Source organism: Streptomyces anulatus (assembly GCF_000721175.1).
Classification (GTDB): Bacteria; Actinomycetota; Actinomycetes; order Streptomycetales; family Streptomycetaceae; genus Streptomyces; species Streptomyces anulatus_C.
Genome location: NZ_JOEZ01000018.1, coordinates 51,120 through 65,678 on the forward strand (window position 1 = coordinate 51,120; position 14,559 = coordinate 65,678).

General features: G+C 72.0%; 15 protein-coding genes and 1 riboswitch. Of the genes, 7 read left to right on the forward strand and 8 right to left on the reverse strand.

Going from position 1 to position 14,559, the window contains the following annotated elements:
- The first annotated feature begins 30 nt into the window (after positions 1-30).
- From IG90_RS0122275 to IG90_RS44900, 3 genes are all read left to right on the forward strand, one after another.
- Positions 31-1,428 carry an aspartate aminotransferase family protein gene (locus IG90_RS0122275; RefSeq protein WP_030587256.1) on the forward strand — a complete coding sequence of 466 codons (1,398 nt, stop codon included), beginning with the start codon at positions 31-33 and terminating at the stop codon, positions 1,426-1,428.
- 80 nt (positions 1,429-1,508) lie between these two features.
- Entirely contained in the window at positions 1,509-2,117 is a 609-nt protein-coding gene (locus IG90_RS0122280; protein WP_030587259.1) for a helix-turn-helix domain-containing protein, read from the forward strand.
- 65 nt (positions 2,118-2,182) lie between these two features.
- Positions 2,183-2,356, forward strand: coding sequence for a DUF6126 family protein (locus IG90_RS44900; RefSeq protein WP_164493931.1), 174 nt, complete (start codon positions 2,183-2,185; stop codon positions 2,354-2,356).
- 33 nt (positions 2,357-2,389) lie between these two features.
- Here the strand turns inward: IG90_RS44900 and IG90_RS0122290 are convergent, their stop codons facing one another.
- Positions 2,390-3,202, reverse strand: a complete 813-nt coding sequence (locus tag IG90_RS0122290; RefSeq protein WP_030587262.1) for a tyrosine-protein phosphatase — start codon at positions 3,200-3,202, stop codon at positions 2,390-2,392.
- Between the two features lie 443 nt (positions 3,203-3,645).
- Positions 3,646-3,806: riboswitch (cyclic di-AMP (ydaO/yuaA leader) on the forward strand.
- Between the two features lie 3 nt (positions 3,807-3,809).
- Here IG90_RS0122290 and IG90_RS0122295 point away from each other — a divergent pair.
- Both IG90_RS0122295 and IG90_RS0122300 read left to right on the forward strand, forming a co-directional pair.
- Complete coding sequence (locus tag IG90_RS0122295) at positions 3,810-4,814, forward strand: M23 family metallopeptidase (RefSeq protein ID WP_030587264.1); 1,005 nt, start codon at positions 3,810-3,812, stop codon at positions 4,812-4,814.
- Between the two features lie 160 nt (positions 4,815-4,974).
- Positions 4,975-5,802: an SGNH/GDSL hydrolase family protein gene (locus tag IG90_RS0122300; RefSeq protein WP_030587268.1), complete on the forward strand. Its 828-nt coding sequence runs from the start codon at positions 4,975-4,977 to the stop codon at positions 5,800-5,802.
- Positions 5,803-5,805: 3 nt separating this feature from the next.
- Here IG90_RS0122300 and IG90_RS0122305 read toward each other — a convergent pair whose 3' ends face one another.
- The 6 genes from IG90_RS0122305 to IG90_RS0122330 are packed head-to-tail and all read right to left on the reverse strand — an operon-like array spanning position 5,806 to position 12,059.
- Positions 5,806-6,729 (reverse strand): STM4011 family radical SAM protein, encoded by a 924-nt coding sequence (locus tag IG90_RS0122305; RefSeq protein WP_030587271.1) that lies wholly within the window; start codon positions 6,727-6,729, stop codon positions 5,806-5,808.
- 7 nt (positions 6,730-6,736) lie between these two features.
- Complete coding sequence (locus tag IG90_RS0122310) at positions 6,737-8,116, reverse strand: STM4012 family radical SAM protein (RefSeq protein ID WP_030587274.1); 1,380 nt, start codon at positions 8,114-8,116, stop codon at positions 6,737-6,739.
- The gene (locus IG90_RS0122315; protein ID WP_030587277.1) at positions 8,113-8,970 is read right to left on the reverse strand and encodes an STM4013/SEN3800 family hydrolase; all 858 of its coding nucleotides are present in this window, start codon (positions 8,968-8,970) and stop codon (positions 8,113-8,115) included. Before IG90_RS0122315 ends, IG90_RS0122310 begins: the two co-directional genes overlap by 4 nt.
- A gap of 43 nt (positions 8,971-9,013) precedes the next feature.
- Entirely contained in the window at positions 9,014-10,171 is a 1,158-nt protein-coding gene (locus IG90_RS0122320) for an STM4014 family protein (RefSeq protein WP_030587280.1), read from the reverse strand.
- Entirely contained in the window at positions 10,152-11,102 is a 951-nt protein-coding gene (locus IG90_RS0122325) for an STM4015 family protein (RefSeq protein ID WP_030587283.1), read from the reverse strand. Before IG90_RS0122325 ends, IG90_RS0122320 begins: the two co-directional genes overlap by 20 nt.
- A gap of 6 nt (positions 11,103-11,108) precedes the next feature.
- Positions 11,109-12,059, reverse strand: coding sequence for an STM4015 family protein (locus IG90_RS0122330; RefSeq protein ID WP_030587286.1), 951 nt, complete (start codon positions 12,057-12,059; stop codon positions 11,109-11,111).
- A 176-nt stretch (positions 12,060-12,235) separates the two neighbouring features.
- Here IG90_RS0122330 and IG90_RS0122335 point away from each other — a divergent pair, with 176 nt between their 5' ends.
- Both IG90_RS0122335 and IG90_RS0122340 read left to right on the forward strand, forming a co-directional pair.
- Positions 12,236-12,562, forward strand: coding sequence for a hypothetical protein (locus IG90_RS0122335; protein ID WP_030587289.1), 327 nt, complete (start codon positions 12,236-12,238; stop codon positions 12,560-12,562).
- Positions 12,563-12,679: 117 nt separating this feature from the next.
- The gene (locus IG90_RS0122340) at positions 12,680-13,681 is read left to right on the forward strand and encodes a DUF6745 domain-containing protein (RefSeq protein ID WP_030587293.1); all 1,002 of its coding nucleotides are present in this window, start codon (positions 12,680-12,682) and stop codon (positions 13,679-13,681) included.
- Positions 13,682-13,786: 105 nt separating this feature from the next.
- On the opposite strand, the gene IG90_RS0122345 is transcribed toward IG90_RS0122340, so the two are convergent.
- Positions 13,787-14,446 (reverse strand): TetR family transcriptional regulator C-terminal domain-containing protein, encoded by a 660-nt coding sequence (locus IG90_RS0122345; RefSeq protein WP_051860254.1) that lies wholly within the window; start codon positions 14,444-14,446, stop codon positions 13,787-13,789.
- Positions 14,447-14,559: the final 113 nt, after the last annotated feature.

Genomic DNA, 14,559 nt, shown 5'->3' on the forward strand with positions numbered 1-14,559 from the left:
GGCACACACCCCGAAGGAGAAGAGCGGGCGATGACGGACGGCGGATCCCACGGCTTCGACCTGGCGCGGCTCCTCGCCGAGCGCGGGGCCGAGCGGTACGACCTGCATGCGCGCCACCTCAACCACCAGCTGCCGCGCATGCTGCACACCATCGGCTTCGACAAGGTCTACGAGCGGGCCGAGGGCGCCCATTTCTGGGACGCCGAGGGCAACGACTACCTCGACATGCTCGCCGGGTTCGGGGTCATGGGCCTCGGCCGTCACCACCCCGTCGTCCGCCAGGCCCTGCACGACGTCCTGGACGCCCAGCTCGCCGACCTCACCCGCTTCGACTGCCAGCCACTGCCCGGACTGCTCGCCGAGAAGCTGCTGACCCACAGCCCGCACCTGGACCGCGTCTTCTTCGGGAACAGCGGCACGGAAGCGGTCGAGACGGCGCTGAAATTCGCCCGTTACGCCACCGGGAAGCCCCGGATCCTCTACTGCGACCACGCCTTCCACGGACTCACCACGGGGTCCCTGTCGGTCAACGGGGAGAGCGGATTCCGCGACGGGTTCGCCCCGCTGCTGCCCGACACGGCCATTCCGCTCGGCGACCTGGACGCGCTGCGCCGCGAGCTGAAGCGGGGCGATGTCGCGGCCCTGGTCGTCGAGCCGATCCAGGGCAAGGGCGTGCACGCCGCGCCGCCCGGCCATCTGCGCCAGGCCCAGGAGCTGCTGCACCGGCACAAGGCGCTCCTGATCGCCGACGAGGTGCAGACCGGCCTCGGCCGGACCGGGGACTTCTACGCCTACCAGCACGAGGAGGGAGTCGAGCCCGATCTGGTGTGCGTGGCCAAGGCGCTGTCCGGTGGCTATGTGCCCGTCGGCGCGACCCTCGGCAAGGACTGGATCTTCCGCAAGGTCTACTCCTCGATGGACCGGGTCCTCGTGCACTCCGCGAGCTTCGGTTCCAACGCCCAGGCGATGGCGGCCGGGCTCGCCGTCCTGACGGTGATGGAGGACGAGGAGACCGTCGCGAACGCCCGGCGCACCGGCGACCTGCTGCGCGAGCGGCTGGCGGCCCTGGTGGACCGCTACGAACTGCTGCACGAGGTCCGCGGGCGCGGGCTGATGATCGGCATCGAGTTCGGCAGGCCGTCGTCGCTGAAGCTCCGCAGCCGCTGGACCATGCTCCAGGCGGCCCGCAAGGGTCTCTTCGCCCAGATGGTCGTGGTGCCGCTGCTCCAGAAGCACCACATCCTCACCCAGGTCTCCGGCGACCACCTGGAAGTGATCAAGCTGATCCCGCCGCTGGTCATCGGGGACGCGGAGGTGGACCGCTTCGTGGCGGCGTTCACGACCGTCATGGATGACGCGCACAGCGGCGGAGGACTGATGTGGGACTTCGGCCGGACGCTGGTCAAGCAGGCCGTGGCCAACCGCTGACCGGCCCCGGGGCGCGTTCTTGGTCTTGCCTCTGAGGCAAGATACTTGCCTCGGAGGAAAGATCCTGGCCCAATGGAGTCATGAACCCTCCGGACGAGGGGGTGCCGGACGAGCTCCCCGGAGTCGCACCCCGACTGCGCGACCTGCGCCGAGGCCGTGGCCTCACCCTGGAGACCGCTGCCCGGCGGGCGGGGCTCTCCCCGGCCCATCTCTCCCGACTGGAGACCGGCCACCGACAGCCTTCGCTGCCCATGCTGCTGGGGCTGGCCCGTATCTACGGTACGACGGTCTCCGGGCTCCTCGGCGAGCAGCTGCCCGAACGGGACGCGATCGTCCGCGGCGGCGGCTTCGAGGGGGCGGAGGCGGACGGCTGGATGTACCGGCAGGCCGGCGGCTCCGGCCGCGCGATGCAGGCGCTGCGGGTGCGCGTTCCGTACGGCGCCCAGGGCGACCTGGTCCGGGTCCATCCCGGCGAGGAGTGGCTGTACGTCCTCGAGGGGCGGCTGCGGGTCGGGCTCGGCGACACCGTCCACGACCTCGAACCCGGCGACAGCGCCCACTACGACTCGCTCACCCCGCACCGGATCGCGGCCGTCGACCGCTGCGGCGCGGAGCTGCTCTTCGTCCACACCCTGTTGCAGAGTCCCGCCGCCGAGCTCTGCCTCGGCAACGCCCTCCACGCCCGCTGACCGGCCGTTCCCGGCCGGCGGCATCCTTCGCTCCACCGGCCGCGAGGCCGACAGAGAGGACCGTCATGTCCGATTCCGAGAACTACGACCCGCTGGGCCCCGGACGTCGCGAGAACGAGGACCCGCAGGAGAAGAGGATGCCGCGCGGCGTGGTGATCCGTCTCTTCGCCTACCTGGTGGCGGGCCACGTCATCGCGGGCTTCCTCTACCTGCTCTTCGAGGTGGCCGGGAGCAAGTGAGACCTTCCCGCGGACGGGTCGCCGCCGGCCGGGTCAGCTCTGGTCGAGCAGCCGCTCGCGCAGCCGCTCCCGGGTCCCGGGGGAGACCTTCAACCCCTCGGTCAGGTAGCGGTCCGTCGTTCCCCAGGTCTCCTCGATGGCAGTGAACGCCGCCGCGAGGTAGGCGGGCTGCGCCCCGAAGAGCGGATTCAGCAGCTCCACCACCTCGGGAGACATGCCGGACTCGGACATATCGGCGCGCTGCACCTTGTAACGGCGGTGGAGCTCGTTGGACTTGAGGTAGTCCTCCTCGATCGCCTCCTGCTCGACGCCGACCGCCAGCAGGGCGACCGCGATCGAGAGGCCGGCCCGGTCCTTGCCCGCGGCGCAGTGCATGAGGGCCGGGACGCTCTCCTCGGCCAGGGAGTGCAGCACGCGGCTGTGCTCGGCGGTGCGGTCCACGATCGTCGAGCGGTACATCCGGAGCATGCGCTCGGTGCCCTTGTCGTCCGAGAGGATGGAGCGCAGCTGTTCGATGTTCCCGTCGCGCACCAGGCGCCAGAACTCCGCGCCGTCGGCCGGGTCCGAGAGCGGAATGTTGACATTTCGGACACCGGTCAGCTCGATGTCGTACCCGTCGAGCCGGTGGTCGGCGGAGTTGCGGAAGTCGAAGACCGTGTGCAGCCCGAGCCCGCCGAGGATGAGCGCGTCCTGGGCGGTGGCGTGCGCCAGGTGGCCGCTGCGGTAGAGCCGGCCGAAGGCGGTGCGCCGCCCGTCCGTGGTGGGAAGTCCGCCCACGTCACGGAAGTTGCGGACTCCGGTCAGCGCGGTCTCTGTCGGCGGGACCTGCGGCACCTGCTGCGTCACGGCGTCTCCTGGGATCTCTGGCGTCGGCGCGGCTCGCCGACGAGGGCGCTCCCGTGACGATACGACATCGATTCGACAGAAAATCATCATGGCTGTGCACCCGGAGCGGGCTGCCGTGGAGGCCTGGCCGACCCGGCGTCAGGGGGGGTGCCCACGGCATGTCCGTATTGGTGCATTTCGCAGAACATGCCCCGCTAATGGGGGAGATGGGGTTCCGGAGGTGAGCGGGATCATATCCGTGACGGACCGTGGTGAGCGCGCCCCCGGGTATTCCCGTTGTCCGTACGGAAATCCAAGATCCGTAATCCACGGAGTGTGACGGGAAATCCGCAGCGATATCGAATCGATGATTCCGGTGCGCAACCGATGGCTTGTTCCGCTCGTCCTGACTCGTTTACGGTCGCCGCAATCCGGACGGACCGCCTAATCCTGCCGCCGCCCGGAATTCGCACCCACCCACTCACGCGTGGCAGGAGCGGGGGAACCAGGTAAGCCGCCGATCCGGAGCGATCCGGACCGGCTCGGGGTGAAGTCGCCGCAACGCGACCGGGCATCTCCAGCCCGAACCCGACAGCTCACCTCGCAGGCGCCGGAGAGGAACTTCCCCATGCCCGCAAAGGGTAAGCACCGTCGTCCGAAGTCCGGCCCGATCTCCCGCGGCGTCCTCGTCGCAGGGACCGGCGGCGCCGCACTCGCCCTCCCGTTCATCGGCGTCAACGTCGCGAACGCCGCGGACCGGGCCGCTCCGGCCGCGAAGCCCGCCGCCGCCTCGGTCGCCGCCGCGCACACCGCCCCGTCGGCCGCCCCCGCCGCGTCGAAGGCCGCCCCGAAGACGTACTCCGTCGTCTCCGGCGACTACCTGTCGAAGATCGCGGCCGAGCACAAGCTCAAGGGCGGGTGGGAGAAGCTGTACCAGGACAACCGCTCCACCGTCGGCGAGAACCCCAGCCTGATCCACCCGGGCATGAAGCTGACCCTCGGCGCCAAGGGCTCCGCCCCGGCCGAGAGGTCCGCGGCTCCCAAGTCGGCCCCGAAGAAGGCCGAACCGGCCCCGAAGGCCGCGCCGAAGGAGGCCCCGAAGGAGGCCCCGAAGGAGGCCCCGAAGGAGGCCCCGAAGGAGGCCCCGAAGGCGGACACCGTCTCCGCCGACGACTCCGAGGGCTCCGGCAGCTCCGCACAGACCGGCTCCTCCGAGGCCACCGGCTCCGGCTGGTCCGCCCCGCTGGCCAACGCCAACGTCACCACCCAGTACCGCGCTTCCGGCGCCAGCTGGTCCAGCGGCTACCACACCGGCTCGGACTTCCAGGCCGCCTCCGGAACTCCCATCCTCGCCATCGGACCGGGCACCGTGGTCTCGGCCGGCTACAGCGGCTCGTACGGCAACGAGGTCGTCATCCAGCACGAGGACGGCATGTACTCCCAGTACGCCCACCAGTCCTCGCTGAACGTCTCCGTCGGCCAGACCGTCTCCGGCGGCCAGCAGATCGGCCTCTCCGGCTCCACCGGCAACTCCACCGGCCCGCACCTGCACTTCGAGGTCCGCACCGGCCCGGGCTACGGCTCGGACATCGACCCGATCGCGTACCTGCGTCAGCACGGCGTCTCCGTCTGACCGAGCGCGGCGAGAAGTATCCGAGGGGCGGTGCGCGGCGGCGCACCGCCCCTCTCTTTATTCCGGCTTTACCAAAACTGACCGGGTGGTCTATCTCACCACCCGTCAACCCTGTATTACGGTCGCGTAGGTCACATCGAACGATGCAAAATCAGTGCTTGTGGCAGACGATTCGAGAAACAACCAGCAGCACGTCATCGGGTCGTACGCGGCGATCGGCGACAGTTTCACCGAGGGCGTCGGCGACCCCGGCCCCGACGGCACCTTCGTCGGCTGGGCGGACCGCTTCGCGGTCCTCCTCGCCGACCGGCTCCCGGCCCCCGACACGGCGGCCGGCCCCGAGGACTCCCCACACGGGGACTTCCGCTACGCCAATCTCGCCGTACGAGGACGTCTCCTCGACCAGATCGTCGAGGAGCAGATCCCGCGCGCCAAGGAACTGGCCCCCGACCTGGTCAGCTTCTGCGCGGGCGGCAACGACATCATCCGGCCCGGCACCGACCCCGACGACCTCGCCGAGCGCTTCGAACGCGCGGTCGCCGACCTGAGCAACGCCGTCGGCACGGTCATGGTCACCACCGGCTTCGACACCCGGGGCGTTCCGGTCCTGCGCCACATGCGCGGCAAGATCGCCACGTACAACGTGCATCTCCGGGCCATCGCGGACCGCTACCACTGCCCCGTGCTGGACCTGTGGTCGCTCCGCTCCGTACAGGACCGGCGGGCGTGGGACAACGACCGGCTGCACCTCTCGCCCGAGGGCCACACCCGCGTCGCCCTGCGCGCCGCCCAGGTCCTCGGCCACGACGTGCCCGCCGACCCCGACCAGCTCTGGCCGCCGCAGGCCCAGCGCAGCCCCTTCGACGAACGGCGCGACAACATCCAGTGGGCCCGCGAGTACCTCGTGCCCTGGATCGGCCGACGGCTGCGCGGAGAATCCTCCGGCGACCACGTCGAGGCGAAGCGCCCCGACCTGCTGCCGCTGTAGCGGTCAGGGCTCCAGCAGGGGAAGCGCACGCCGGGACGGGCTCGGCACCACGAGCCCGTCCGGCGGCGTGCCCGCGTCCAGGGGGTGTCCTGCCGGTATCCGCTCCAGGACACCGCCCGCGAACACGTCGTACAACGGCAGCGACTCCAGATGCACATAGCCGATGTGGCAGTCGCACACGGCGAGTGGACAGGCCCGCGGGCCGAGCGCCCGGCGGTAGCTTCCGTCGTAGAGATTGCCCAGCTCCGCCTTGACGAAGTGACAGCGCCGCACCGTGCCGTCGCCGTCCACCGAGATCACCGACTCGCCCGTCCGGCAGGGCAGCCCGGCGGAGCGGTGCGGATCACGGCTGTAGGGGAAGAGCGGATCCAGCTCCGTCCACCGCGCCGCCTCCTCGTCGGTGTACGTGTGCCCCTCGGCGGCGTTGATCCAGAGATAGACCTCCTCCGGCAGCGCCGCCCGCAGCCGACGGGCCTCCTCCAGATGGCCGTCGAACCCCACCACCCCCACGCTGTAGCGGATCCCGAGCCCGGACAGCTCCCGGCACCGGCCGAGGAACCGCTCGTACGGGGTCTGCCCAGGGTGGTACGTGCACCACAGCGCGATCCGCTCAGGATCGGCGTCCGCCAGCCAGCCGGTGCGGCAGCTCAGGTTCGTCTGGATCGCCACCCGGCCGATGTGCGGCAGACGCGACAGCTCGGTCAGCGCCCGCCGGTACCAGGAGCGCACCAGCCCTTCGCCCCACGGGGTGAACAGCACCGACAGCCGGTCGCCGGTCCGCTCCGCCGCCCAGCCCGTGAACCGCTCCAGCGCCTCCCGGTCCGCCGTGAGCTGCGCGCGGCTGTCCCGCCGCTTGGCGAACGGGCAGTACGGACAGTCGTAGTCGCAGGAGGCCAGCGGGCCCCGGTAGAGAATCGTCAGGTCCATGGCCCTGTCACTTCCGCTCGTACGCGGCCATCGCGGCCCGCACCCCGGGGGAGAACAGGGCCGGACCCAGCGCGTCGGAGTGGGCGAGACCCGACGGGGACAGCCGCAGCAGCCCCTCCGGCGCCGATGTGTCCAGCCAGCCCCGGGCCGCGAACCCGGCCAGCTCGGCAGGGAAGTCCGCGCCCGGCTCCGTGCCGAACCGCGCCCGGTAGTCCGCCACCGGCAGCCCCGCCGCCTGGAGCAGCGACTGCAGCAGATGCCGCCGGCGCGCCTCGCCGGCGTCGACGTACCGGCCGACCTCGGCCCGGGAGAAGTCCTCGGTGGCGGTGAAGCGGTCGATGATCGACCGGATCTCCCGCATGTCCACCGCGTAGTCGAAGGAGTAGTGCAGGGCCGCCGTGTACGAACGGGCCCCGCAGCCCAGGCCGATCATGCCGTCGGTCTGGCAGGCGTGGTCCTCCGGCCCGTCCCGCGACTCCCGCGGGGCGTCGGTCCGCCGGAACATCCGCATCGACACCTGCTCGTAGCCGTGCGCCAGCAGATGGTCCCGCCCCACCGCGTAGAGCCGCAGCCGCTGCTCGTCCCAGGCGGCGTCCTCCCGTGCCTGTGCCTCCGCACCGGCCGCGGCACCGAGGCGGTGCAGGCCGGTGAGCGGGCGGACGTACAGCGGATACAGATACAGCTCCTCCGGCCGCCAGGCCAGCGCCGCGTCCAGCGAGGCGCGCCAGCTGCGCTCGGTCTGTCCGTCGATGCCGTAGATCAGGTCGATGTTCAGCACCGGGATCGCCGCCTCGCGGATCCGGCCGAGCGCCGCCTCCACATCGGCCCGGCGCTGCGGTCGGACGGCCGCCCGCGCCTCCTCGTCCACGAAGCTCTGCACACCGATGCTGATCCTGGTCGTGCCCCGGTCGGCCAGCACCGCCAGCCGGTCCGCCGTCGCCGTGGACGGGGAGGTCTCCACCGAGAGCGGCACGGCGCGCAGTTCGGCGCCCATCCGCTTCTCGGCTATGTCGCAGAGCCGTTCCAGCTCCCCTGCGGTCAGGAAGGTCGGCGTTCCTCCGCCGAACGCCGCAGCGGCGAACCGCACCGGCCCCTCGTCGCCCAACGCGCTTCGGGCGGCCACGGCCTGCCGCTCCAACGCGTCCAGGTAGCGCGTCGTCAGCTCCTCGGGCGCGCCGATCCGGGTGAAGAGGTTGCAGAAGCCGCAGCGGACCTCGCAGAACGGTATGTGGAGATAGAGGGAGAGGGCGTCCTTCGGCTCCGCGGCCCACAGCGCGCGCAGTGACGGGCGGTCCTCCAGCGGGCGGTAGGCCGTCTTGTGCGGATAGGCGTAGACGTAACTCTCGTACGGCCGGACGGGAGGAAGCGGGGCGGTGGAGGTGGTCATCGGGCGGCCCCCGGTTCGAGCGGATCAAACTGTGCGGGTGGTGCGAGTGGTGCGGGTGGTTCGAGGAAGAAGTGGGCGTACGGGACGGTCCAGACGGCCGGGTGGCCGAGCCGGTGACCGGTGTAACCGTCGTCACCGTAGGCGGTGCCGTGGTCGGAACAGACGATGGCGAAGCACCGGCGGCGGCTGCTCGCCGCGGCGAAGAGCCGACCGATGTGCCGGTCCACGTACTCCAGGGCGGCCGCGTGGGTTGCGCGGGAGTCGCCCGCCTCACGGGTCGCTCCGGGCAGATGGAACCAGTTCGGCTGATGCAGGGCGGACACGTTGACGAAGAGGAACAGCCGCTGCTCCCGGGGGAGCGCCGCGACGACCTCCTCCGCCCTGGCCACCTGCTCCTCGAACGAGGTGGGCGAGGCGACACCGAAGCCGGGCTCCCAGTGGCTCTCCTGGAACATCCCGGGCAGCACCGAACCGAGCGCCCCCTGACGGTTGAAGAACCCGACCCCGCCGACGCACACCGTGCGGTAGCCCTCGGCGGCCAGTCCCGACACCAGATCGGGGGTGTCGAACACGAACGTGCCGTCCGCCGTCGTCTCACTGCCCGCGAACCGCGCCGCGAACAGCCGCGGATGCGGCCCGGGGGAGGCGGGCGTCGGCAGGAACCCGGCGAACATGGCCTGGTGCGAGGCGTAGGTGAAGCTGCCCGGAGCATGCCGCTCCTCCCAGCCGCCCCCGGGCAGATGCCGGGCGAGGTTCGGGATGCGCCCGGCGGCCGCCAGCTCGACGGCGACGTCGTGGCGCAGGGTGTCCAGGGTGACCAGCAGCAGGTCGTGGCTGCCCACGACCTCGCCCATGTCGGGCCGGCCGGATCCGCCGGGCGCGTGGGACGGGTCGGGGTCAGGAAGCGGTGACGGCACGGTGGTTCCTCGCTCGGTCCAGTACGGCGGCGACCTGCGCCGCATAGGTGTCCAGGCCCTCGGCGCCGCTGCCCGGCAGACCGGTCAGCCCGGGCAGCAGATCGCCGAAGGCGTTGACCTCGCCGACGGCGAAGCGCCGCCAGCCGGCCGTGGGCAGCAGATCCACGCCCACGCAGGGCGTCCCGGGGAAGCAGGCCGCCGCCTGCTCGCACATCGCCAGTGCCTCGCGCCAGCAGCCGCCCGCCGCAGCCACGGCGGCCCGGACCTCGTCGAGGTCACCGCGCGCACCGCCGAGATGCAGATTGGTCATGGGGCTCGTACTCGTCCGCACCACGGCGTGCGTCGCCCGACCGCCGACCACCAGGATCCGCAGATCCGCGGCCCGCCCCCGCTGGGACGCCTTCGGCAGCCAGCGCTCGATGTGCAGCCCGTCCGGGGCCAGCGCGTCCACGACCGCGCCGACCTCCCGCTCCGAGGTGTAGCGCCGGACCCGCAGCGAGTTGAACAGCCGCCCCGACGCGTCCCGTTCCACCGAGGTGCTCGCCCGGACCCGGCCGGGGCCCGCCGTCTCCACCGCCAGCACCCCGGAGGCGGAGGAACCGTGCGCGAGCTTCACGAACACCCGGGGCATCCGGTGCTCGCGCAGCAACTCCCGTACGTCGGACCAGCCGCGCACCGGCGCCGCCCCCGGGCCGGACGTCGGCGAGGCGGGCACGGAGACCCCCGCGCGGTCGAGAAGCCCGTGGCACAGCCGCTTGTCGAAGAGCACGGAGATGTCGCCGGGGGAGCCCAGCACCTCGGCGCCCGCGGCCGAGGCCGCGCCCGCCACCGCGTCCACCGCCGCGGTGAACCGTGCGTACCACCGGGCGGAGCCCTCCACCCGGGTCGGGTCGTCGACCCCGCGGAGCAGCCGCTCCACCTCGGCGTCCTCACCGGGCGAATCGATCCGCACGCTCTCGCCGGCACCGAACACCGCCTCGCCCCGCAGCACCTGGAGCCAGGGCACGACCCGGGCCGGCGGCAGACCGGCGGCCCGCACGGCCGCCTCGAAGAAGGCGACCCGGCGGTTGTCCGGAATGCCGACGACCGCGAAGCGCGGGACCGGCCCGTCGCCGGCGCTATTCACTGACGGCGACATAGCGCTCTGGTTCGTCGTCCGGGTCCCCGTAGTCCTCCTCGGCCTCGCCGCCCTCGACCACGGCCGGAGCGCACGCGGTCCTGATGCGGTCCAGCACCGGGGCGGTGAGGTAGTGGTGGCGCAGGTCGAGTGTGGACAGGTGGTTCAAGGGCTGCCCATGGAGCAGCGCCTCGCCGCCCGCGTCGCTCAGCGTGCCCATGGACAGCGCCAGGGTCTCCAGCTGGGCGACGGCGGGTGCGGAGGCCACGGCGGTGGCGATCTCGTCCTGGATCTCGCTGTTCTGCAGACCCAGATGGCGCAGCCGGGGGAACACGCCGCCCGACAGGACCGGCCGGATGTCGTCGACGGTGGCATCGCCGCCGTACCACGAACTGCCGAACCACAGGTCCAGCCGCTCCAGCGCGGGCAGTTCGCTCGCGGCGACCGCCCGCACCACCTCGCCGGACAGGCCGCCGGACTCGAAGCGCAGCGACTTCAGCGCCGTATGGCGCAGCGGGCGCAGCCCCAGCCCCTCCTGGCCGCAGCCCCGCACGGTGAACTCCTCCAGCAGCGGCAGCGCTTCGAGCACCGGGGTGATGTCACACATGCGCAGCCAGGACACCTCGCACTCCTCGCCCACCACATCGGCGAGGAACAGGGCGCGCAGCGCCGGGAAGCGGTCCGCGTGGGCGACGATCAGCTCCATCACCGGGGCGAACGGTGTGTAGTCGTCATTCCACCAGGGGCCGATGACGAGCGCCCGGACCCGCGCCGTGTCCACCGTGTCCAGGAAGTGCTGCCACAGGGCGGCGAACTCCATGTCCTCGCCGTAGTCGCACTCCAGCCGCCAGGCCACGGAGCCGGCGGCGGGCAGGACCGTGGACGACGGCACCGCAGTGTGCACCGGCAGCCCGTGGAAGACGTCGACATGCTTGATACCGATGGAGGTCATGACGCCTCACTCCGAAACGGCGGTGTAGCGGCCCTCGACGCCGCGGCCGCCCCACGGCTCGTTCCGCTCGGACAGGTCGACCCGCACCCCGTGCGGCTCCAGGACCGAGCGGACACGCTGCTCCATCGCCTCGGAGAGGAAGTGGTGGTGGAGGTCGAGAGCGTCGAGATGGGTGAGCGGCTGTCCTTCGAGGAGCGCGGCAGCGCCCTCGTCCCCCAGCGTCCCGTTCGACAGGTCGAGCACCCGCAACTGGGCGACGACCGGAGCCGAGGCGATGGCCACGGCGATCTCGTTCTGGATCTCGCTGTTGCGCAGTCCCAGGTGGTTCAGCCGGGGGAAACGGGTGCCGGAGAGCAGCGGGGCCAGGTCGGCGACGTCGGTGTTCCCTTCGTAGGCGGACACACCGAGCCAGAGGTCCAGCCGCTCCAGCGCGGGCAGTTCGCTGTCCAGCACGCCGCGCACCACCTCGACGGGCAGCCCGCCCGCCTGAACGGTCAGCGAACGCAGCCGCTCGTGCTTCGTCGGCGGGAACAGCAGGCCGGTGCCGCCGCGCACTCCGAACTCCGTCAGCGCGGGGAACGCGGCCAGCAGCGCCGTCACGTCCGACTGCTCGATCCAGGTGATCTCGGCCTGCTCCGCCTCCAGATCCCCGACGAACACCGCCTCCAGCGAGGTCAGCCGGTCGGCGGCGGCTATCACCAGGTCGATCGGCACGGAGGAGTTCTCCTCGTACGCCTCGCCCCACTGGCCGATGATCAGGGCCCGGACGCCGGCCGGGTCGACCTTGTCGAGGAAGTCGGCGAACTCCTCCTCCCACGGCCGGTCGTCGTCGTACGGGTCGACGGAGACACGCCAGGCCACGGAATCCGCGGCGGGTCGGGAGCCCCCGTCGGTCGTGTGCTGGAAGTCGACGGCCGAAAGGCCGCCGAACTCGTGCAGATGCTGCGCACCGTACATGGCCCTGAGCTCCTGATCCTGGGGACGGCTGATGTCCGCAAGGTCTATCAAGCCGCACTGACAACGCCGCGACCGGGACCCGTCCACGGCCGTCGCGCCGGTCCGTTGTCAGACCCTGCCCTTAGCGTTTTTCCCGTGGCCGGCACAGCGGGTGCCGCGACCGAGGGGAGACGTCTGTGTACCGGCAGGGCGATGTACTGATCATGGAGCTGGAGGAGTCGGCGGTGCCAGACCCCTTCCTGGAGGCTCCGGGCGAACTGCGCGACGGGCGGGGGCGGCTGGTGCTCGCGCTGGGGGAGGTCACGGGACACGCGCACGCGGTGCAGGGCCCCGGCCGGCTGATCCGGGAGGCGGGCCGGTTCGGTCCGATGCTGCTCCATCTCCCCGAGGGCGGACGGGTGGTGCACGAGGAGCACGCGGTGATCCCGCTCCCCAAGGGCTGGTTCCGCGTCGTGCGCCAGCGGGAGTACGCACCCGGCGCGATCCGCATCGTGGCGGACTGACAGCTCCGGCATGCCGAAGCGAGCACAGCCATCCAGAACGAGCAAGCGAACAAGCACCGCAAGCAAACACAGCGGACAAGCACAGCGAATGCGCACAGCAGGGGACGGGGACAACCGATGCAGAACGTGAATTCCTGGCGGAGCGTGGCGGCGGCGACCGGCCGGGCGGACCGGGCGGCGGCCGAGGCCGGTGTGCGGCGGGCCTACCGCACCGCCGGCCTGGCCGAGCCGGACCGGATCATCTGGGCCGCATCGCCCCGGGCCGCCGTCGGGACGGTGGAGAAGCTGGCCGACGCCGGACGATCGGTGCGTGAGGAGGTCCGCACCCGACCGTGGGCCGAGGAACGCCGCCGGATGTACGACGAGCTTGGCCCGGCGGGCTGGTCGGCGCTCTGGTCCGCCACCGGAGCCCAGCTGTGGGAGACCACGGCCGCGCTCGCCGACCGGATACGGGCCGGTGTCGTCGCCGACCTGGCGCCCCGGCCCGAGGACGAGGCGGCCGTGCGGCTGGTGCTCCTGGACGCCGTGCTCGGCCAGCACGACGCCGCCTGGCTCGCTGCCTTCGACGGGCGCGGCGACCGGCTGACGGGCCTCGCGGAGGTGGCCCGCAACGCCGGCTGGTGGTGGCCCTACGAGAACGTCGTGGTCATCAGCGAGCGGCCCGACGTCCTCCACCGCGACGAGGCGGGCCGGCTCGACCACGGCGAGGGTCCGGCCCTCGCCTACGGGGACGGGTTCGCCCTGCACGCCTGGCGCGGCATGCCGGTCCCCGCCGCGTTCCTGGCCGAGCTGTCCTCGCTCACGCCCGAGCGGATCCGAGCCGAGGAGAACGCGGAACTGCGCCGCGTGATGCTGGAGTACTACGGCTACGACCGCTATCTCACCGAGTCGGGCGCCGAGCCCGTCCACCGCGACGAGACGGGCATCCTCTGGCGCATCGCCCTCGACGGCGACGAGGACGTGGTGATGGTCGAGGTGGTCAACTCCACCCCCGAGCCGGACGGCACGCACCGCACCTACTGGCTGCGCGTGCCGCCGGCCACCCGGACGGCGAAGGACGGGGTCGCCTGGACGTTCGGACTGGAGGGGGCGGCCTACGCGCCGGTGCGCCAGACCTGACCCGAAGGGCGGCGGGCCGGGGAGAGGCTGGGGAAGGACCCGGCGCGACCGGTGAGCGGGAGCGTTCGGGTCAGCCGTCAGCCGTCAGCCGTCAGCCGTCAGCCGTCAGCCGTCTGCCGGTCGCGGAAGGGGCGTTCCCTGGGCGGCGGCCGGCGAACCGGTCAGCTCCGCGAGGTCGATGCCCAGCTCGCGGGCGAGCGCCTCGTCGGTCCACCGCAGCATCAGGGTCCGGGAGAGCGGCCCCGCGTACGAGGTCATCTGCACCGCCATCCCGTCCAGCATGGCGGTCAGCCGCCAGGCCACCGACCGGGGGTCCTCGCACCGGAACTCTCCGGCGCCGGTGCCCTCCTCGATGACCTGGGCCAGTTCCGCCTTCCACTGCTGGTCGAGGTCGCCCGCGACCTCACGGAGGGCGGGGTCGCGCAGGGAGGCCGCCCAGCCCTCGATCCACAGCCGCCAGCCCTTGGCCTGCCCCGTCGGCGCGTACCACCGCACGGCCGCCCGCAGCCGTCGTACGGCGGTGGTGCGCCGGGCCAGCAGCTTGCGGAGATGGGCGAGGTCGGCCTCGGCCGCGTACGTGAACGCCGCCGCGACCAGCTTCTCCTTGGTCGAGAAGTGGTAGAGGACGAGCGCGTTGCTCACGCCCAGCACCGAGGCCACGTCGCCGATCCGCACGGACGAGACCCCACGGACCTCGATCTGCCCGACCGCAGCGCGCAGCAGCTCCTCACGCCGCTCCGCCACGTTCAACCGGACCCTTGCCACCGGGCCACCCTAACCACTGCTCCAGGTCAGCGACGGTGGGACGGCGGCCGACGGATACGCGGGGCGGGCGCGGCGCACCGGAATCCCCGGGCCCGCCCGAACGTTGCATCCTG

Bases quoted from the DNA above. Each gene is read 5' to 3' on its own strand.
- IG90_RS0122275 (WP_030587256.1), top strand. From the start codon at position 31: ATGACGGACGGCGGATCCCACGGCTTCGACCTGGCGCGGCTCCTCGCC.
- IG90_RS0122280 (WP_030587259.1), top strand. From the start codon at position 1,509: ATGAACCCTCCGGACGAGGGGGTGCCGGACGAGCTCCCCGGAGTCGCA.
- IG90_RS44900 (WP_164493931.1), top strand. From the start codon at position 2,183: ATGTCCGATTCCGAGAACTACGACCCGCTGGGCCCCGGACGTCGCGAG.
- IG90_RS0122295 (WP_030587264.1), top strand. From the start codon at position 3,810: ATGCCCGCAAAGGGTAAGCACCGTCGTCCGAAGTCCGGCCCGATCTCC.
- IG90_RS0122305 (WP_030587271.1), bottom strand. From the start codon at position 6,729: ATGGACCTGACGATTCTCTACCGGGGCCCGCTGGCCTCCTGCGACTAC.
- IG90_RS0122310 (WP_030587274.1), bottom strand. From the start codon at position 8,116: ATGACCACCTCCACCGCCCCGCTTCCTCCCGTCCGGCCGTACGAGAGT.
- IG90_RS0122315 (WP_030587277.1), bottom strand. From the start codon at position 8,970: ATGGGCGAGGTCGTGGGCAGCCACGACCTGCTGCTGGTCACCCTGGAC.
- IG90_RS0122320 (WP_030587280.1), bottom strand. From the start codon at position 10,171: ATGTCGCCGTCAGTGAATAGCGCCGGCGACGGGCCGGTCCCGCGCTTC.
- IG90_RS0122325 (WP_030587283.1), bottom strand. From the start codon at position 11,102: ATGACCTCCATCGGTATCAAGCATGTCGACGTCTTCCACGGGCTGCCG.
- IG90_RS0122330 (WP_030587286.1), bottom strand. From the start codon at position 12,059: ATGTACGGTGCGCAGCATCTGCACGAGTTCGGCGGCCTTTCGGCCGTC.
- IG90_RS0122340 (WP_030587293.1), top strand. From the start codon at position 12,680: ATGCAGAACGTGAATTCCTGGCGGAGCGTGGCGGCGGCGACCGGCCGG.